15 protein-coding genes are annotated in these 19,730 nt (G+C 52.1%); 10 read left to right on the top strand and 5 right to left on the bottom strand.

All coding sequences use genetic code 11. From position 1 onward, the window contains the following. Positions 1 to 135 precede the first annotated feature (135 nt). The 3 genes from V9K95_RS00600 to glmS all read left to right on the top strand — a co-directional run bounded on the left by V9K95_RS00600 (position 136) and on the right by glmS (position 4,249). A complete protein-coding gene (locus tag V9K95_RS00600; protein WP_336440126.1) occupies positions 136 to 882 on the top strand; it encodes a cytochrome c biogenesis CcdA family protein in 747 nt (248 codons plus the stop codon). 83 nt (positions 883 to 965) lie between these two features. Next, a complete protein-coding gene (gene glmU, locus V9K95_RS00605) occupies positions 966 to 2,327 on the top strand; it encodes a bifunctional UDP-N-acetylglucosamine diphosphorylase/glucosamine-1-phosphate N-acetyltransferase GlmU (protein WP_336440125.1) in 1,362 nt (453 codons plus the stop codon). Between the two features lie 98 nt (positions 2,328 to 2,425). After that, positions 2,426 to 4,249 carry a glutamine--fructose-6-phosphate transaminase (isomerizing) gene (glmS, locus tag V9K95_RS00610; RefSeq protein WP_336440124.1) on the top strand — a complete coding sequence of 608 codons (1,824 nt, stop codon included), beginning with the start codon at positions 2,426 to 2,428 and terminating at the stop codon, positions 4,247 to 4,249. Here the strand turns inward: glmS and recG are convergent, their stop codons facing one another. Then, entirely contained in the window at positions 4,250 to 6,358 is a 2,109-nt protein-coding gene (gene recG / locus V9K95_RS00615) for an ATP-dependent DNA helicase RecG (RefSeq protein WP_336440123.1), read from the bottom strand. 115 nt (positions 6,359 to 6,473) lie between these two features. Here recG and V9K95_RS00620 point away from each other — a divergent pair, with 115 nt between their 5' ends. Further along, positions 6,474 to 6,761, top strand: a complete 288-nt coding sequence (locus tag V9K95_RS00620; protein WP_115053117.1) for an FAD assembly factor SdhE — start codon at positions 6,474 to 6,476, stop codon at positions 6,759 to 6,761. Positions 6,762 to 6,805: 44 nt separating this feature from the next. After that, complete coding sequence (mfd, locus tag V9K95_RS00625; protein ID WP_336440122.1) at positions 6,806 to 10,306, top strand: transcription-repair coupling factor; 3,501 nt, start codon at positions 6,806 to 6,808, stop codon at positions 10,304 to 10,306. Here mfd and V9K95_RS00630 read toward each other — a convergent pair whose 3' ends face one another. Both V9K95_RS00630 and V9K95_RS00635 read right to left on the bottom strand, forming a co-directional pair. Continuing rightward, positions 10,307 to 10,972, bottom strand: coding sequence for a DsbA family protein (locus tag V9K95_RS00630; protein ID WP_115053115.1), 666 nt, complete (start codon positions 10,970 to 10,972; stop codon positions 10,307 to 10,309). A 9-nt stretch (positions 10,973 to 10,981) separates the two neighbouring features. Then, positions 10,982 to 12,799, bottom strand: a complete 1,818-nt coding sequence (locus V9K95_RS00635; RefSeq protein WP_442958529.1) for an extracellular solute-binding protein — start codon at positions 12,797 to 12,799, stop codon at positions 10,982 to 10,984. A 288-nt stretch (positions 12,800 to 13,087) separates the two neighbouring features. Between V9K95_RS00635 and V9K95_RS00640 the strand changes: the two genes are divergently transcribed. Then, entirely contained in the window at positions 13,088 to 13,708 is a 621-nt protein-coding gene (locus tag V9K95_RS00640; RefSeq protein ID WP_115053113.1) for an invasion associated locus B family protein, read from the top strand. Between the two features lie 64 nt (positions 13,709 to 13,772). Here the strand turns inward: V9K95_RS00640 and hspQ are convergent, their stop codons facing one another. Beyond that, entirely contained in the window at positions 13,773 to 14,105 is a 333-nt protein-coding gene (gene hspQ / locus V9K95_RS00645; RefSeq protein WP_162802495.1) for a heat shock protein HspQ, read from the bottom strand. Between the two features lie 89 nt (positions 14,106 to 14,194). Between hspQ and V9K95_RS00650 the strand changes: the two genes are divergently transcribed. Further along, on the top strand, positions 14,195 to 15,139 hold the full coding sequence (locus V9K95_RS00650) for an AEC family transporter (protein ID WP_336440121.1): 945 nt from the start codon (positions 14,195 to 14,197) through the stop codon (positions 15,137 to 15,139). Positions 15,140 to 15,226: 87 nt separating this feature from the next. Beyond that, positions 15,227 to 16,573 (top strand): Nramp family divalent metal transporter, encoded by a 1,347-nt coding sequence (locus V9K95_RS00655; RefSeq protein WP_115053310.1) that lies wholly within the window; start codon positions 15,227 to 15,229, stop codon positions 16,571 to 16,573. Here the strand turns inward: V9K95_RS00655 and V9K95_RS00660 are convergent, their stop codons facing one another. Continuing rightward, complete coding sequence (locus V9K95_RS00660) at positions 16,574 to 17,773, bottom strand: UbiH/UbiF family hydroxylase (protein ID WP_336440120.1); 1,200 nt, start codon at positions 17,771 to 17,773, stop codon at positions 16,574 to 16,576. A gap of 180 nt (positions 17,774 to 17,953) precedes the next feature. Here V9K95_RS00660 and pcsA point away from each other — a divergent pair, with 180 nt between their 5' ends. Further along, entirely contained in the window at positions 17,954 to 18,679 is a 726-nt protein-coding gene (gene pcsA / locus V9K95_RS00665; protein ID WP_115053109.1) for a phosphatidylcholine synthase, read from the top strand. Next, positions 18,679 to 19,656 (top strand): quinone oxidoreductase family protein, encoded by a 978-nt coding sequence (locus tag V9K95_RS00670; RefSeq protein WP_115053108.1) that lies wholly within the window; start codon positions 18,679 to 18,681, stop codon positions 19,654 to 19,656. The genes pcsA and V9K95_RS00670 overlap by 1 nt, the downstream gene beginning before the upstream one ends. Positions 19,657 to 19,730: the final 74 nt, after the last annotated feature.

Genomic DNA, 19,730 nt, shown 5'->3' on the forward strand with positions numbered 1-19,730 from the left:
AGCTTTCTTCAAATTTCCCCGGCAGAGCTACCCCGTAATGCGGTATTTGATCAGAGGAATGGCGAAAAGGTGATTGGAAATCCGAACAGATTCGGCTTAATCCGGCGCAACCTGAATGACCATGAAGGAGCGCATATGGCGCTGGATGTTTCCTATCTGACTGCCGCCGGGGCCGGGGCGCTCTCATTTCTTTCACCTTGTGTGCTGCCTCTCGTGCCGCCGTACCTGTGCTACATGGCAGGGGTGACTGTAGAAGACTTCCGAGCTGATGCTTCCACCGCCAAAATTTCACCGGTCAGGCGCGCGCTCCTTTTATCCTCCTTTTGCTTCGTCTTGGGATTCACCACAGTTTTTGTTCTACTGGGTGCAGGCGCATCGACAATTGGGGCATTCCTGCGCATGTGGCAGCAGGAAATAGCCATCCTGGCCGGAATCATCATCATCATTATGGGATTGAACTTCCTCGGTGTGTTCAAATTAGCTTTTCTATCCCGCGAGGCACGCTTTCAAAGCAAAGGAGCACCGGCCAATCCCTTTGCAGCCTATATTATGGGATTGGCATTCGCATTTGGCTGGACCCCATGCATAGGACCGGTGCTTGGTCCAATTTTGGCTCTGGCTGGCGCACGCGATACTGTCGCTGACGGGGCGCTACTGCTTGCGATCTATTCTCTTGGGCTCGGCATTCCCTTCATTATTGCCGCGCTATTTTCCGGTGTGTTCATGCGATTCCTTTCCCGGTTTCGCATGCATCTTGGAAAGGTCGAAAAAATCATGGGAGGACTGCTGGTGGTTACAGGAGTGCTTTTCCTGACCGGAGGGCTGCAGACATTTTCATTCTGGCTGCTTGAAACATTTCCCATCCTCGGCCAACTTGGCTAAAGAAGCGCAAGTTACCAAATTGCAACCAGCATTGTGCCATGTTGCAGCCTGATAACGCTTTGGCCAAACTGAAAGTCTGAACCATGACATCACGCACTTGTCTTACGGTTATTCTCGCTGCCGGAGAGGGCACGCGGATGAAGTCCTCATTGCCGAAAGTGCTGCATGAAATAGCCGGATTACCAATTGTGGGACACGTCGCCAAGGCAGTGCAAGGTGCTGGAGGCAGCGATATAGCCTTGGTGGTGGGCCGTGGCGCCGACAAGGTTGAAACCTCCGTGCGCGCGCTCGTCAGCAATATCACCGTTCACGAGCAGGTGGAGCGCCTTGGCACGGGACATGCCGTTCTTGCCGCACAATCTGCCATAGAGGCAGGTTACGACGACATCATCGTGGTTTTTGGTGATACCCCGCTCATCGAAACATCTGCGCTGGAAATGGCTCGTGAGAAACTGGCCGGTGGCTCCGATATTGTGGTCATGGGATTCAGGCCTGATAACCCGCACGGATATGGCCGCCTTATTGAACAGGATGGCCGCTTAATTGCGATTCGTGAAGAAAAGGACGCAAGCGAAGCCGAGAAGAAAATTGGGTTTTGCAATGGCGGACTAATGGCTCTGCGCGGTAATAGTGCCTTGGCATTGCTTCACATGATTAAGAATGAGAATGCAAAAGGTGAGTATTATCTGACCGATGTGGTGGAGATCGCCAATTCGCAAGGGAAGTCTGTTGTTGCCATCGAGATTTCTCCGGACAATGTGATCGGCATTAATACGCGCCTGGAACTGGCGGAAGCGGAAGCGATTTGGCAGAACCGCAAACGCCGCGAAATGATGCTGGCAGGCGTATCCATGCAAGCGCCGGAAACAGTATTTTTCTCTCATGATACAGTGATTGAGGCAGATGTTACGCTGGAGCCCAATATTGTTTTTGGCCCGGGTGTTTCGATTGCGTCCGGTACTGTAATCCACGCATTTTCGCATATTGAAGGTGCAAGCATTGGAGCAAACGCAAGTATTGGCCCGTTTGCCCGTCTTCGTCCGGGTGCAAATCTCGCGGCAAAAGCAAAAGTGGGCAATTTCGTTGAAGTGAAGAACGCCAAGATTGGGCAGGGCGCCAAACTAAATCATTTGAGCTACATCGGAGATGCTACCGTTGGTGCGGACGCAAATATTGGCGCAGGCACGATTACGTGTAATTATGATGGTTACAACAAATACCATACTGAAATTGGAACCAACACATTTGTAGGGTCCAACTCGTCTCTCGTTGCGCCGGTATCGATAGGTGATAATGCATATGTTGCTTCCGGGAGTGTGATTACAGAAAACGTGCCGGCAGATGCGCTGGCCTTTGGTAGAGCGCGTCAAGAAATTAAGGAAGGACGTGCCGTCCAATTGCGGGCGCGATATGCTGCCTTGAAGCTGTCGAAAAAGGCAGAGTAGGGCAGTCCCTTTAAATCATGCAAGGGTTAGGTAATAGGCTTTCTGCCATGGCGACGCGTCATAGGCAGAAATGGTAAATTGAGGCATCGGAGTTTTATATGTGCGGAATTGTAGGAATAATCGGACGGGAACAGGTTGCCCCCCTTCTGGTCGATGCGCTCAAGCGGCTCGAATATCGTGGTTACGATTCTGCTGGTGTGGCAACGTTGGAAAATGGCCTGCTTGACCGTCGCCGGGCCGAAGGCAAGCTTATAAACCTCGACAACCTGCTCAAAGAAAACCCGCTTGGCGGAACAATTGGTATTGGCCATACGCGTTGGGCCACGCACGGCGCGCCGATCGTCCGCAATGCTCATCCACATACAACGCCGCGCCTTGCTGTCATTCACAATGGGATTATCGAAAACTTTGCTGAGCTTCGCTCTATGCTGGAAGCTGACGGCTATGTTTTCGAAACGGAAACAGACACAGAAACTGTCGCCCATCTGGTGACGCGTGCTTTAGATCGTGGCCTTGCCCCGATCGAAGCTGTTCGTGAGTCACTGCCCTTGTTGCGGGGCGCTTTTGCAATCGCCATCATGTTCAAGGGACAGGAAGATTTGCTGATTGCAGCCCGCAACGGGCCGCCGCTTGCCGTAGGGTACGGGCAAGGCGAAATGTACTTGGGTTCCGATGCTATAGCGCTTGCGCCCTTCACGGATAATCTATCCTATCTTGAAGATGGTGATTGGGCAGTTTTGACCCGTAACGGCGTGACGATCTACGATGAGTCCGGCGCAACAGTGCATAGAGCCATGCAAAAATCCGCCGGCTCGGCATTTTTGGTCAGCAAGGGCAATCACAGACATTTCATGGAAAAGGAAATCCATGAGCAGCCGGAAGTTATTTCTCACACGCTTGCCAACTATCTGGATTTTGCCAACGGAACCATTCGGGCCGATGCCGCGCCGATTGATTTTGCAAAAGTTGACCGGATTGCAGCTTCGGCTTGCGGCACTGCTTTTTATGCCGGTCTCGTTGGTAAATACTGGTTTGAACGCATTGCAAGGTTACCAGTAGATATCGACGTTGCCTCTGAATTCCGCTACCGCGAAATGCCGCTGTCGAAAGACAGTCTTGCTTTGTTTGTTTCGCAGTCGGGAGAAACAGCCGATACGCTGGCCTCGTTGCGTTATTGCAAGGAGCAGGGCCTCACAGTCGGCACCATCGTCAATGTCAAAGAATCGACGATGGCGCGTGAGTCAAACACAATTTTCCCGACTCTTGCCGGACCAGAGGTGGGTGTCGCATCCACCAAGGCGTTTACATGCCAGCTTTCTGTCTTGGCTTCCCTGGCGATAGCTGCCGGAAAAATGCGTGGGACCATCACCGATCAGGAAGAACGCCAGCTTGTGCGTGAGCTATCCGAGATCCCACGTTATGCCACCCAGGCATTGAAACTTGAGAGCCAGATCGAGGGGATCAGCCGTGAACTCAGCCAGGTCAAGCACGCGCTTTATCTAGGCCGTGGCACGAATTATCCATTGGCTCTTGAAGGAGCGCTGAAGCTCAAGGAAATTTCCTATATTCACGCAGAAGGCTATGCCGCAGGTGAATTAAAGCATGGACCAATCGCGCTGATTGATGAATCGATGCCGGTCATTGTCATTGCTCCACATGATCGCTGGTTTGAAAAAACCATATCCAACATGCAGGAAGCAGCGGCGCGTGGCGGCAAGATCATCCTCATTACCGACGAAAAAGGCGCTGCGGCCAATAGTTTGAAAACCTGGCATACGATTGTCCTGCCGGACATGCCGGAGATTATCATGCCGATCATTTATACGCTGCCGATCCAGATGCTGGCCTATTACACAGCCGTTTTCATGGGAACGGATGTTGATCAGCCACGCAACCTAGCCAAATCGGTCACAGTGGAATGATTAGCCAGCGCGAAGCAGCCTGACTGCTTCGTCTCGCTCAAAAAGATATAGCAGAACGCGTAGGGCCTCGCCGCGCGCGCTCTGCAGTTCCGGGTCTCGCGTCAGAATATAGCGCGCATCCTTGCGGGCGACTTCAAGAAACTCCGCATGCACTTCGATATTTGCAAGCCGGAAGCCGGGTACGCCGGATTGACGTGTACCTAGAAGTTCACCTTCACCGCGTAATTTCAGGTCTTCTTCCGCAATACGGAAGCCATCTTCAGTCTCGCGCATGATCTTCAAGCGTGCTTGCGCGACCTCGCCAAGCGGGCCTTTGTAGATCAAAAGACAGGTGGAAGGCTTGTCTCCACGACCAACACGCCCCCGTAGCTGATGTAATTGCGCGAGGCCAAAGCGTTCTGCATGCTCGATAACGATAATGGTTGCATCGGGAACATCAACCCCGACTTCAATGACGGTAGTGGCAACAAGCAACCGCGTTTCACCACTCTTGAAAGCAGCCATTGCCGCATCTTTTTCGGCACCGCTCATTCGGCCGTGAACCAGCCCGATGCGACTGCCCAACAGTGGCTGCAAAGATTGAAAGCGTTCCTCGGCAGAAACAAGATCGACCAATTCGGATTCTTCCACCAAAGGACAGATCCAATAAATCTTCTGCCCCTCGTTGATGGCTGTACGCATGCGTTCGACAAGTTCGCTCAACCGCTCCATCGGCAGGATTGCTGTGGTAATCGGGCGGCGTCCAGCAGGCTTTTCCGTCAGTTTTGACACATCCATATCGCCAAATGCGGTGAGTACCAAGGTACGTGGAATTGGAGTTGCTGTCATAACCAACATGTCAGGGGCAGTGCCTTTGGATGTCAAAAGCAGGCGCTGGTGCACTCCAAAACGATGCTGTTCATCGACAATCACCAATACCAGATCGTGATAATTGACCTTTTCCTGGAAGAGCGCGTGCGTTCCAACGATAATATGGATCGCGCCGGTTCTTAGTCCCTCAAGAATCTCCTCCCGTTCGCGGCCCTTTTCGCGCCCCGTCAACAATGCAACCCGCAGCCCGGCCTTTTGCGCGAAGGGAGAAATTGTTGCAAAGTGCTGCCGGGCAAGAACCTCCGTTGGCACCATGAGCGCTGACTGGCCGCCAGCCTCTGCTGCATGAGCCATGGCCAGCAGACCAACAATAGTTTTGCCGGAACCAACATCGCCTTGCAACAGCCGCAGCATGCGGTCCGGCGCACGCAGATCGGTTATGATTTCCTCGATTGCCTGTTGTTGACTATTGGTCAGCTTATAGGGAAGTGCAGCGATGATCTTCGCCTTGAGATGACCGTCTCCCTCAAGCTTGCGACCGGAAAGCCGGCGCGTTTTCATACGAACCAGAGCAAGCGCCAATTGCCCGGCCAGAAACTCATCATAGGCTAGCCGCTGCCTTGCGGGGTGATCAAGCGCGATATCACTTGGGTCTTGCGGATTATGCAGCGTTTGCAAAGCCTGGCGGTGGGAGGGCAAATTGTATTTTTCAATGATGGGTGGATCAATCCATTCGGGCATGTCTGGCGTTTTGCCGAGTGCCTCCTGAACGCTTCTTGCCAGGACTTTGGGTGACAATCCGGCTGTCAGTGGGTAGATCGGCTCAACCAATGGAAGTGAAGCCGCATCCTCCAAACTTGCAATATGATCCGGATGGACCATCGTCGGTCGTCCGTTGAACCATTCCATGGTGCCGGAAACGATAATTGTTTCACCAACAGGCATGACTTTTTCCAGCCAGGCTTGCTTTGCATGAAAAAATGTCAGGCTGATTTCACCTGTATCATCATGGGCGTAAACGCGATGGGGGACGTTGCTGCGACCGCCTGGCGCTGGCTGGTGGCGGTCGATGCGGACTTCAAGGGTCACAATCGCACCTTCGGGCGCATAGGCGATGCCGGGACGATTACGACGATCTATGACGCTATGGGGCGGCAAGTACACAAGATTGCCGACACGCGGCTCGGCTCCCGGCGGCTGTGTTCCGAGCAATGTCCCCAAAAGGACGGATACTTTCGGGCCAATACCCGAAAGCGAACGAACAGAGGCGAATAAAGGATCAAGCAGGGAAGGACGCATATGTAACGTTTAACGCGTTCGATTTGCGTTGCAAGGCTGACAGATGCCACAAGGCAGGCTATACCCAGCCGCATCAGTTGATCGGTGCCTTGAATATTACAAACGGAGCTTGCTCATGACTGGAAGCAGTCGCACAACCGCTGACTTGCCACCAAGGCAAAGACGGATACTTTTTCGCTGCTGGCATCGCGGTATGCGTGAAATGGATCTGATTCTAGGTCAATTTGCCGACGCCAACATTGACAGCTTGTCTGAAGAAGAACTTGACCAATATGAGTCTCTCATGGAAGCGCTGGACCGTGACCTGCTAAAATGGGTGACAGGCGAAGCAGAAGTACCCGCCGAATTCGACACGCCGATTTTTCACAAGGTTGTCGCCTCTCGCCATAATCTGAAATATTGAGGTCGTGCCAAGGCCTGACTCTGAAATGAAATCCTGAAATCGAAATGACTGCTTTTACCAAACTCGGACTGAAACCGGATGCACGTGGACACATTGTTGTTGACGGCGTTGTCGATGGTTATGAGGCATTTGCTCTGGCAAAGGTCGTTGCGGAAGCGGGGGCCGGTGGACCCGTGCTTTTCATCGCGCGTGATGGACAACGTATTGCGGATATTGAGCAGGTATTGGGATTTGTCTCGCCGGAATTGCCAGTGTTGCAACTTCCTGCGTGGGATTGCCTTCCCTATGATCGCGTTTCCCCCGGGGCGGATACCTCTGCTCGCCGTCTGAGCGCACTTGCTGGCCTTGCTGCCATGCGGCAGGGCAAGCATCCGGGCGTAATTCTGGCGACTGCCAATTCGGTCCTGCAAAAACTTCCGCCACGAGAAATACTCAGCAAACAGCTATTTCTGGCAAAGCCAGGCAATAGAATCGATATGAACTCTTTCGTGCAACGCCTTGAAAGCAATGGTTTTGAGCGTGTTCCGACAGTTCGTGATGTTGGTGAATATGCGGTACGCGGCGGCATATTGGACCTCTTCGCACCGGGCGCCGAAGAGCCGCTTCGTCTGGATTTTTTCGGCGATATGCTCGAAACGATCCGCACATTCGATCCCGCGTCGCAACGTACATCCAGCCAGAAAACTGAATTTTCGATGCAGCCGATGAGCGAAATTACGCTGTCGCCTGAGATCATCAGCCACTTTCGCACTCAGTATGTTCTAAAATTCGGCGCACCGTCACGTGATGACGCGCTCTATCAGTCGATTTCGGAGGGCCGCCGTTTCGCGGGCATGGAGCATTGGTTGCCGTTATTTTACGACAACCTCGAAACCGTTTTCGACCATGCAGGCGATATGCCCGTTGTGTTCGATCATCTTGCCCACGAATCCATGGCTGAGCGTCACAAAACGGTGGTCGATCACTATGAAGCCCGCAAGCGGCAGTCCGATGGCAAGGAACCGGGCGATACAATTCCATACAAACCCGTTGAACCGGAAACGCTCTATCTAACGCCGGACCAGGTTGAAGCAGCAGCACTTAGTTCAGGACTAAAGATAGACTTCACTCCATTCGATGCGCCATTTGTAACGGGGCGCTCAACGATTCACGCGGGTGTGCATCGCGGACGTACTTTTGTCGAAGAACGAACCGCCAAGGATACCAACGTCTTTGACAGTGTGGTCAAGCACATTTCCGATGAACGTGCTGCCGGTAAGAAAGTTCTTGTTGCTGCATGGAGCGAGGGAACGCGGGACAGGCTCGTTCAAGTTCTGAGCGAGCATGGTCTTGAGAAGATCGAGTTGGTCGAAGATTTACGCACCGTTAAAGCGCTTGCTCGCGACAAAGTTACAGCAGGCGTCTTGTCGCTTGAGACTGGATTCAATGCAGGCGAGCTCGTTGTCGTCGCCGAACAGGATATTCTTGGTGATCGTCTCATTCGCCATTCCAAGCGGCGTAAGCGGGACCGGGACTTTATCAGTGAGGTTGCCGCACTGAATGCCGGAGACATTGTCGTTCACGTTGACCACGGTATCGGCCGCTTCATCGGCTTGCGTACGATTACGGCCGCGGGCGCGCCACATGACTGTCTGGAACTGCATTATGCTGGTGACGACCGACTTTTTCTCCCTGTCGAAAACATCGAGCTTCTATCGCGGTTCGGCTCGGAGACATCGACTGCCATTCTGGACAAGCTCGGCGGCGGCGCATGGCAAGCCCGTAAAGCCAAGCTCAAGAAGCGTCTCCTCGATATTGCGGGGCATCTGATACGCATTGCTGCCGAACGGCAAATGCGCGGCGCACCGGTATTACTGCCACCTGAGGGTCTTTATGGTGAGTTCGCGGCTCGCTTTCCCTATGACGAAACCGAAGACCAGGACCGCGCGATCGATGCGGTGATTGATGATCTATCGCTTGGAAAACCGATGGACCGCCTGATTTGCGGCGATGTGGGATTCGGCAAAACAGAAGTGGCGCTGCGCGCAGCTTTTGTAGCAGCGCTGAACGGCGTTCAGGTCGCGGTGGTCGTGCCTACCACCTTGCTGTCCCGGCAGCATTTCAAGACATTTACGTCCCGGTTTCAGGGATTGCCAGTCAATGTTGTGCAAGCCTCACGACTGGTCGGTTCGAAAGAGCTTGCCGAGAACAAAAAAGGCATCGCCGAAGGTCAGGTCGACATAGCGGTTGGTACGCATGCGCTGCTCGGACAAGGCATCAAGTTCAAGAATCTGGGCCTTCTGATTATCGATGAAGAGCAGCATTTCGGCGTCAAACACAAGGAACGGCTTAAAGAACTGAAATCGGATGTTCATGTGCTCACTTTGTCTGCGACACCAATTCCGCGGACTTTACAGTTGGCTTTGACCGGCGTTCGCGAGCTTTCGCTTATCACGACACCTCCAGTGGATCGCATGGCTGTACGTACCTTTGTTTCGCCTTTCGATCCGCTCGTTATTCGCGAGACATTGTTGCGCGAACGCTATCGTGGCGGGCAAAGCTTCTACGTCTGCCCGCGCATTTCGGATCTCAATGAAATCAAGGAGTTCCTTGATGCACAGGTGCCGGAGCTCAAAGTGGCTGTGGCTCATGGGCAAATGGCACCGGGCGAGCTCGATGACATTATGAATGCATTCTACGATGGCCAATATGATGTGCTTCTATCGACCACGATCGTTGAGTCAGGGCTTGATATTCCCACTGCCAACACGTTGATTATTCATCGCGCCGACATGTTCGGCCTATCTCAGCTTTACCAATTGCGTGGGCGTGTGGGGCGATCGAAACAGCGCGCCTATGCTTTGTTCACACTACCTGCAAACAAGGTTCTCACCCAGATGGCGGATCGCAGACTGAAAGTTCTGCAATCTCTTGATACGCTTGGCGCAGGTTTTCAACTTGCGAGCCACGATATGGACATCCGCGGAGCCGGTAATCTGCTCGGCGAAGAACAATCGGGCCATATTCGTGAGGTCGGTTTCGAACTTTACCAGCAGATGCTTGAGGAGGCAGTCGCCGAAATCAAGGGAACAGGTGAGGTTGAAGACGGACATTGGTCACCGCAAATTGCTGTAGGCACTGCTGTGATGATACCGGAAACCTATGTTCCTGATCTGCAATTGCGCCTCGGTCTTTATCGCCGTTTGGCAGACCTCGAAGAACTTCAGGACATTGACGGCTTCGGTGCGGAGATGATCGACAGATTTGGTCCCTTGCCGGAAGAGGTCCAGCATCTGCTTAAAATCGTCTACATCAAAGCACTTTGCCGCCGGGCGAATGTGGAAAAGGTCGATGCTGGACCAAAGGGCGTCGTCATTCAGTTCCGCAACAAGACGTTCAACAACCCTGCTGCCTTGGTGAAGATGATTGGCGAACAGGGGTCTATGGCGAAGATTCGCCCCGACCAGAGCGTTGTTTTTGTTCGCGATTGGCCGACGGCGGAGAAGCGGCTTAACGGAGCGGCAGTCGTAATGACCCAGCTTGCCAAATTGGCCGAGGCGTCCTGATCAAACAGGACGCGGCTCATAACCATCGGCAGTCTGGCGAATGGCATCGGCAAGCGCATCTGCTGACTGCGCGCCCATAACCGCATATTTCTGATCGAGAATAAAACAGGGAACGCCGCGCACGCCCACCTGATTGGCGGTATCAATTTCCTGTTGGACACCGACAGTGTCAGCATCCGTAGCAAGCAGGCTATCGACAATGGCGACATCCATGCCTGCTTCTTCAGCAGCTTCAAGCAGAACCTGACGATCACCAATGTCCTTTCCCTGTTCGAAATAATACGAAAAGAGAATTCCAACCACTGCATCCTGAACATTGGGCTTGGCTTGCGATGCCCATCGGATCAGCCGATGCGCATCAAGTGTATTCGGGCTGATTTTGATCGCTTCAAAATCAAACTCAATGCCTTCTTCCTTGCCAAGCTCAATCAGTTGCTGATGGATTTCGAATATCTTGTCGGAGCTGCCGAATTTCTCCTGCATATATCGATTGCGATCCTTACCTTGGCGCGGAATGGTCGGATCAAGCTGAAACGGCCGCCAATTCACGGTGGCCTCGATATCAGGGTTCATTGCTAAGGCGTTTTCCAGACGCTTTCTACCTAGAAAGCACCATGGGCAAACAACGTCGGACACAACATCTATTATGAATTTCTTTTCGGTCATTATAGGGGCCTATTTTTTGTCTGACCACCAGGTGGTGAATTGGTAGCCATTAAGCGATGTCTTGTCTGGATGTTTGATATGAGTCCATCTTGCCACCCACTGTGATGGCTGAAAATAGATCGGTACAAAATAATTTCCGGACATGAGCACTCGATCCAGCGCGCGTACTGTATCGACAAACTCATTCTGCTTACGCGCCGAAAGCATTTTGCCGATCAAAGCATCAACTGCAGCATCGGCTACGCCAGCATAATTGAAACTGCCATTAATATCGCGGAACTGGCTGCTCCAACGTCGGAATTGCTCAAAGCCAGGCGATAATGAACCGGAATAAGCGCCCAATATCATGTCATAATCGAATGTTTCGAGCCGCTTTTGGTATTGCGCATCGTCAACAGTGCGAATGGTGACTCCAATGCCCAGCCGTTCGAGCGTGCGCTTATAGGCAAGTCCAAGACGCTCTTCCGCCACGGACCTGGTTAATATCTCGAAGCTAAGAACGTTACCTTTGGCATCCTGCATCTTCTCATCTTTGATGGAAAAGCCTTTATCCGTCAGGATATCAAAAGCACGCTTCATCTCCTTGCGGTCGCGTCCGGATCCATCTGTCTTGGCGGGCACATAGGTGCCGTCCATTACGTCAGGTGCCACGGCATCAGGATAAGGCGCTAGCAGTTGCCGCTCTGCTTCATTGGCGGGGACACCCAACGCCGACAAATCCGATCCTTGCCAGAAGCTGGCAAGACGCTTGTAACGATCCGCATAGAGATTTCGGTTGGTCCATTCAAAATCAAACATCAATCCCAAGGCAGCGCGCACATCACGATCAGCAAATTTGGCCCGTCTCGTATTGAAAACAAAACCGAACATATTGGACGGTGCTTTAGTTTCGAACGTCTCCTGGACGACACGGCCTTCTTTAAACGCAGGGAAATTATACGAAGAGGCCCATTTATTGGGATCACCCTCCATGAAAATGTCGAAGACACCTTTCTTGAAGGCTTCGAATTGCGATTGCTCGTTTCGAAAATACTCAACAGTAATTGTATCGAAATTATTAAATCCACGTCTGCTGGGTATATCGGCGGCCCAATAGTCGGTATTGCGCTTGTAAATAATTCGCTGGCCTGGCTGAACCTTGGAAATGATATAGGGGCCACTGCCTACCGGAATACGCAAAGGAGACTGGTCGAATTTCTCTGGATCTATGGCGTGTTTCGGTAAAACCGGCATTAAACCAAGCACCAGCGGAAATTCCCGGTCAGCCTGATCGTTGAACGTGAACCTGATGCCACGCTCCCCGATCTTCTCGATCTTGTCGATGCGATCCATGCGCTGTTTATATTGCGGCAGGCCTTTTGCGGCGAGAAGCTCGAACGTGAAAATCACGTCATCTGTGGTGACAGGTTGTTCATCGGACCATCTGGCTTTTGGATTGAGCGTAAACTCAACCCATGTCCGCTCGTCATTGGTTTCAACTTTTTCCGCCAGCAAACCGTAAAGCGTAAAAGGCTCATCGGCACTCCGCTGCATCAGCGTTTCGTAAACCAGGTTTCCAAACTGCGGATCGTTGAAGACACCGCGTGCCGTCGTTCGCAAGCTTTTGACCAGAAAGGAATTCAGGCTGTCGAATGTACCAACCACGCCATAGGTTATAGATCCTCCCTTGGGAGCGTCAGGATTGGCGTAAGGAAAATGCGTATAGTCAGCGGGCAGGGCGGGTTCGCCCCGCATTGCAAGGCCATAACTCGGCTCGGCCATTGCTGTGGCTATTGTCGCCAAAAAGGCGAAAGCCAACGCCAAAACCTTGAAACTCTGCCTGATCATTCTTTGGACCCTGTGCCCGTTCAGTCTGCGCTCTTTCGATCGGTTTATTATGATTCGTGTCAAAGACTATCATTTGACGACAATTATAGGGCGTCACGCCGCTTAACCCGGGATTGAATCGATAAGTACAGCAAAAGGTGGCTGGATTTGCGTTGTCTTGCAGTGTAACACGGCGTTCGATAACAAGGGGTCACTCTGTTGCCTTATTTGGCACCCAAAAGCCAGACGAGCAACTTTACGTGACCAAGTCACACTTCGGATAAGTGCGCTGAAAGGAACCAGTTGACCATGTCCAGCCCTAAGATTTTCGCTGCAACCACATCTATCGCGGGTGCTATTGCATTGCTCGCCGCAGCTGCAGTACCAGCATCAGCCCAGCAGCAGAGAGCGCCGCAGGGCTGGTTCAAGGTTTGCTCCAAGCAGGAAGACAATGACATCTGCAATACGCAGAATATCGTAACTGCCGACAGCGGCCAGCTTTTGACAGCCGTCAATCTCATTGAGATCAAGGGCAAAGTTAACCGCAAAATCTTCCAGATCTCAGTTCCAACCGGGCGCTTGATCGGTCCTGGCGTCGGACTTCAGGTTAATGGTGCCAAGGCGGTCAAGGTTGATTACGCCATCTGCTTCCCGGATCGCTGCATTTCCGAAGTTGCCCTGTCCGACGAATTGCTTGCTTCCTTCAAGAAGGGCAGCCAGCTTACGCTGACTTCGGTCAATTTCCAGAACAAGCCAAATCCGATCAATGTTGCGCTGACGGGGTTCACACAGGCTTATGATGGCCCCGGCCTTCAGCAAAATGAACTCGAACAACGCCAAAAGACACTTCAGGATGAAGTGCAGAAGCGTCAAAAAGAGTTTGAAGAAAAAATGAAGGCGGAGCAGGAAAAAGCAAAAGCACCGCAATAATTTAGTCTTGCAATAAAAAAGGGGATGCATCTGCATCCCCTTTTTTATTGGCCTAAAAGGGTTTTCAGTTGATATGCGGCCTCTTTACGCGGTAGGAGCCGTCTTCGGATTTATCGAACATTGCCGCTATTTGGGCATGCCTGAGCGGTATTCCTGTCGTATCAGCCACCAGATTTTGTTCTGAAACATACGCCACGTATTCGCTCTCTGCATTTTCAGCAAAAAGATGATAGAAGGGCTGATCGCGCCGAGGACGGATATCCTCAGGAATTGAGCGATACCACTCTTCCGTATTGTTGAATTCCGGATCAACATCGAAAATCAGGCCGCGAAACGCAAAGATTCGATGGCTGACCACCTGGCCGATCTGAAATTTTGCATGTCGTATCTGTGTCATTGTGTTCATTCGTTATAACTATCGGTTTCTGTTAAAACACGCGAGCATAAATCATGGGTTCTTGCCCGCCACAACGATAAAAGCCCATCATGCTCAGCGTCTTCAATCTTGTACTGCCGTTCTTTGGACTGATTTTTCTCGGCTTTTTCGTGGCGCGAATCAATCGCCAGCCGCTTGAAGCGCTGGGATGGATGAACACCTTCATCGTATATGTGGCGCTTCCTGCCATGTTTTTCCAGATATTGTCGCGCACGCCAGTATCTGAATTGACGCAATGGGGTTTCATTATTGGTTGCACTGCATCCACTTTCTGCATTTTCTCGATCATGTTCATAATCGGAATGGTACGAACCCGCAGGATTGATGAAAGCACAATTCAGGGGCTGGCCGCCGCATATGGCAATATCGGATATATGGGGCCGCCACTGGCGATATTGGCGTTTGGCGCTCCCGCCGCTGTGCCGGTAGCGCTAATCTTTTGCTTCGACAATATATTTCACTTTGTCATGTCACCTCTGATGATGGCTATCTCCGGAAATGACAAGCGTTCAAAATCTGAGTTGATGGTCGGTGTCTTGAAGAAGATTTTCTTCCATCCCTTTATTATTGCTACAATTTTGGGCATTGGAGCTGCCGTTGCCGGGCTAACGCCTCCATTGGCAATGACCAGAATGATCGACTTGCTGGCAGCAGCCGCCGCGCCATGCGCCTTATTTGCAATGGGTGCCACTCTCGCATTGCGGCCGCTCAAAAGAGTACCAAAGGAGCTATATCTTATTGTACCGCTAAAGCTCCTGGTCCAACCGCTCATGATTTACGCCATGCTGAATCTGACCGGAGATTTTCCACCAGTCTGGATTCATACGGCAATGCTCATGGCTGCACTACCTACAGCCACGAATGTATTTGTCATAGCGCAACAATATGGAGTTTGGGTCGAGCGCGCATCAAGCAGCATTCTTGCCACCACGCTTTTTTCGATCCTGACTTTGACGCTTTGGCTCTATGCCATGACGAACGGACTTATCCCATAAAATATTCAGATTCTTCCGGCGATAACTTGCAGTCGGCAGTTTGGAATGCTTATAATTGCAAATGATTTGCAGTTGCGGATAAATATCATGGATCAGCAGAAAGAGTTGGACGTCCAGCCGGAAGGTTGGCTGCGCAAGAGAGGTGAGGCCTCGTTGTCGGATGTCCACCGCTCCATCGCTGTCCAGACCCGCGGCCCCGGTTGGCGTAGGGTGGCTGCCTTTGTAGGGCCGGGATATCTCGTCGCGGTTGGATATATGGACCCCGGTAATTGGGCGACTTCGCTCGCTGGCGGTTCAAAATTCGGCTACACGCTGCTGGTCGTCGCGCTTGTTTCGAATATCATGGCTATTGTTCTGCAAGCGCTATGCGCCCGACTGGCTATAGGCTCTGGAAGGGATCTCGCCCAGGCTTGCCGTGATGCGTTTCCCCGGCCGGTCGCCTATATCCTTTGGTTTCTGGCGGAAATAGCCATTATCGCGACGGATATTGCTGAAGTAATCGGGACAGCAATTGGCCTCAATCTGATATTCGGAATACCGCTGGAAATTGGCGTTCTGATCACTGCGCTTGATGTTTTTCTCATTCTTTATCTGCAAAAACTCGGATTTCGTTGGGTTGAAGCGCTGGTTATCACTTTACTCGGCGTCATCGCCGTCTGCTTCGGTATACAGATTTTCCTTGCCGATCCCGTATGGGGCGAAGTTATCAAAGGCTTCGCGCCGACAACTGAAATTGTCCGCAACCCGGAAATGCTCTATCTGGCCTTAGGCATTCTCGGCGCGACCGTCATGCCGCATAATCTCTATCTGCATTCAGGTATCGTACAAACACGCGACTATGGGCACTCGATTCCTGAAAAGCGGCAGGCATTGAAATATGCCACGATAGATTCGACCGTCGCCCTGATGTTTGCTCTGCTGATCAACGCATCGATCCTTATTCTCGCGGCAGCTACCTTTCATAAAACCGGTCAAACCGAGGTTGCCGAACTTGGCGATGCTCATTCGCTACTTGCGCCCTTGCTGGGTTGGTCGCTCGCGCCAACGCTGTTTGGCATTGCATTGCTCTGCTGCGGTATCAATTCGACCGTGACAGCGACATTGGCTGGCCAGATTGTGATGGAAGGCTTTCTTCACATCAAATTATCACCCTGGCTACGCCGATTGATCACCCGTGGCATTGCCATCGTTCCCGCAGCTATCGTTACCATTTGGTTTGGCGATGAGGGGACGGCCAGACTATTGATCCTGACGCAGGTGGTGCTTAGTCTTCAGCTATCATTTGCCGTGTTTCCATTGGTGATATTCACGGCAAGCAAGTCAAAGATGGGCGAATTGGTTTCGCCGCGCTGGCTTTCGACCTTTGCCATGTTTATCGCGATCGTTATCGCTTTGCTGAATGTGAAGCTGCTAAGCGATTTTGTTATCGGCTGATCACTGCTGGTCCGCGCCGCGGCCGGAAAGGCGAAAGCCACTTCCGGGCCGCAAACCCTCGCGCATGACAAAGCTGCGCAATGGCGAAAAAGCCCGCAAGAGTTCCAAGCCTCCGCTGCGAACCATCTGAACGGGTAAAAAATCTGAGAGCAGGGAACGGTTCAAGGCATCGACTGCCCCTGTTCGCGCAAGAATGTCCGGACTACGCTTGCGGTTATAGGCCGAAATAACGTTTACACTGCCGAGGTCGCTACCGTCTTCCGGCAATATTTCGGTCAGCGCTTCGACATCACGAATGCCGAGATTGAGACCTTGTGCGCCGATGGGCGGAAATACATGGGCTGCTTCTCCAGCCAGAAATATCCGGTTACGCGCAAACGAAGTTGGTACGAGACCCGATAGCGGCCAACTCTGCGGCGCAACTTCAATGGTCACGGCCCCGAGCATGGATTGCATCCGATCCTCTACGCGTCTTGCAAGCTCGTCATGGCTGATGGCAAGCAGTTCCGCTGCCATTTCCGGCGTTGTAACCCAGACAAGGCTGGAGCGCTGCCCTTGCAACGGAACAATGGTAAAGGGGCCATATTCGGTATGAAATTCGGTTGAAATATCATGGTGATCGCGGGTATGGGCGAAACTCAGCACGACAGCGGTCTGATTGTAGCTCCATGTACGCGCATCGATCCCGGCGGCATCCCGGGCCAGCGAAGAGCGCCCATCAGCAGCAATGACAATATTCGCCGTTAATGTTGAACCATCGCGGGTTTCCACGCGAATTGTATCGCCAACATGGCTATATTTCACGACCGACACTGGCTTATGGTCTACCGTCGATCTCTTCAACGCATCACTAAGCACTGCGGTAAGTGTGCTGTTCGGTACGTTGTAGCCGAAAGCAGTCTCACCTATTTCGCTGGCCTCAAACGTGACCGAAGGGCTTCTGACAAGCCGCCTCGTACCGTCGAGGATTCGCATGGTCGTCATGGGCGCAGCATGCGGCTCAATATCCTGCCAAAGATCAACGCTTTGAAGAAAACGGATGGCCGGCATCATCAAAGCGGTGGTCCGCTTATCGCTTTGACCGGGTATTTCGCCAAGATTGACAACGTTATGGCCAGAGCGCGCCAAGGAAAGCGCAGCAATCAATCCAACATGACCTGCGCCGGCGACAATAATCGGATCGGTTCTGATATCGGTCATGGTTTTCTCCATTTCATAGCTTTCAACAGCTTATATAAGCTTCTTTGCTTGCACTTTGGGCCGTTTTCAAGAAAAGCTTCTCACAAATTGCTCATCTCCTCATAAGATATGATGGTGAGCAGAAAATTATCATGCAGCAGATTGGCGCGGACTGTGAAAAAACCGACTTTACCCAAAGGCATGAAGCCAAAGAAGGTCACCGCACCGCAGGCAAAGGCATTTTCTGTCCATCTTCTTACAGCTTCCGGCTCTTTCCTGGCTTTTTTATCCGTAGTCGCCGCCAGCGAAGAAAGCTGGACTGCAATGTTCTGGTGGCTGGGGCTGGCCCTTTTTGTCGACGGGATTGATGGGCCGATTGCCCGTAAGCTGGACGTGAAATATGTCCTTCCCAACTGGTCTGGCGAATTGCTGGACAATATTATCGATTATATGACCTATGTGCTCATACCCGCCTTCGCGCTCTATCAGCGTGGTTTCATGGGCGAGGGGCTGTCATTTCTTGCCGCTGCGATTATCGTCGTTTCAAGTGCAATTTACTATGCCGATACGGGCATGAAAACCAAAGAGAACTTCTTCAAGGGGTTTCCTGTTGTTTGGAATATGGTGGTTTTCACCTTGTTCATCGTTCGGCCCGGCGAATGGGTCGCATTCGCCATCGTACTGGCTGCCGCAATCGTTTCCTTCCTGCCGATTTATTTTCTTCATCCAGTGCGCGTTCAGCGGCTACGCCCGCTTAATCTGGCGATATTTTTCATCTGGTGCGCACTTGGTGCTCTATCCCTGTATCAGCAGCTGGATTCGCCACTATGGGTGCGCGTCGGCATTTCGGCGACCGGTATTTATCTCTTCTGCATCGGCGCGGTGATGCAGCTATTTCCCAATCTGGGACGGACGGAGAAGGCATAATGGTTAAAGCTATTCGAGTTCATCACACAGGCGGTCCTGAGGTTCTGACCTATGAAGATATATCGATTGCCGCTCCCGGGCCCGGCGAAGTTCATATCCGCAATGAAGCGATAGGCTTGAATTTCCTCGATGTTTATTTTCGCACTGGACTCTACCCCGCGCCTAAGGGCTTGCCCTTTGTCCCGGGCAATGAGGGTGCCGGTGTCGTTTTGTCTGTTGCAGCTGACGTGCAAGATTTTAAACCTGGTGACCGCGTGGCCTATGCCGATCCAATGGGCTCCTATGCCGAAGAACGGCTGATCCCGGCGGTACGGCTCGTCAAACTGCCCGACGCTATAGCGTTTGAGCAGGCCGCTTCCATGATGCTTAAGGGAATGACCGCGCAATATCTTTTGCGGCAGACTTTTCCGGTAAAACAAGGCCACACTATTCTGTTTCACGCTGCCGCGGGAGGCGTGGGATTAATCGCAGGGCAGTGGGCAAAACACCTCGGAGCGACAGTGATCGGGACTGCTGGCTCTGATGAAAAGGTCAAGCTGGCGCTGGAACATGGTTACGACCATGTCATCAATTACCGAACCGAAAACTTTGTTGAGCGGGTTCGAGAATTAACCGGCGGCAAGGGTGTCGATGTCGTTTATGATTCTGTCGGCAAGGATACATTTGAAGGCTCGCTGGATTGCCTGAGGCCCCTGGGCATGCTGGTTTGTTTTGGGCAATCTTCAGGACCGGTTCCGCCATTCGACCTTGGCGTGCTGGCACGGAAAGGTTCTCTCTTCCTGTCTCGCCCAACACTGGTAACTTATGTAGCTGCGCGCGAAGCGCTCGTGAAAGCATCAAGCGAACTGTTTGACCTTGTTGCGAAAGGCATTATTCGCATAGAAGTGGGGCAGAGCTTTCCGTTAAAAGACGCTGCTGAAGCACATCAGCAACTCGAATCGCGCAAAACAACAGGCACGACGGTGCTTATTCCTTAATCCTTTTTTGTTGATGCACGAATAATGTGCGCAAATAGCCGCAACTTACAGTTTGCACTTCCCAAGCGGAATAT

Source organism: Phyllobacterium sp. CCNWLW183 (assembly GCF_037203775.1).
Lineage (GTDB): Bacteria > Pseudomonadota > Alphaproteobacteria > Rhizobiales > Rhizobiaceae > Phyllobacterium > Phyllobacterium ifriqiyense.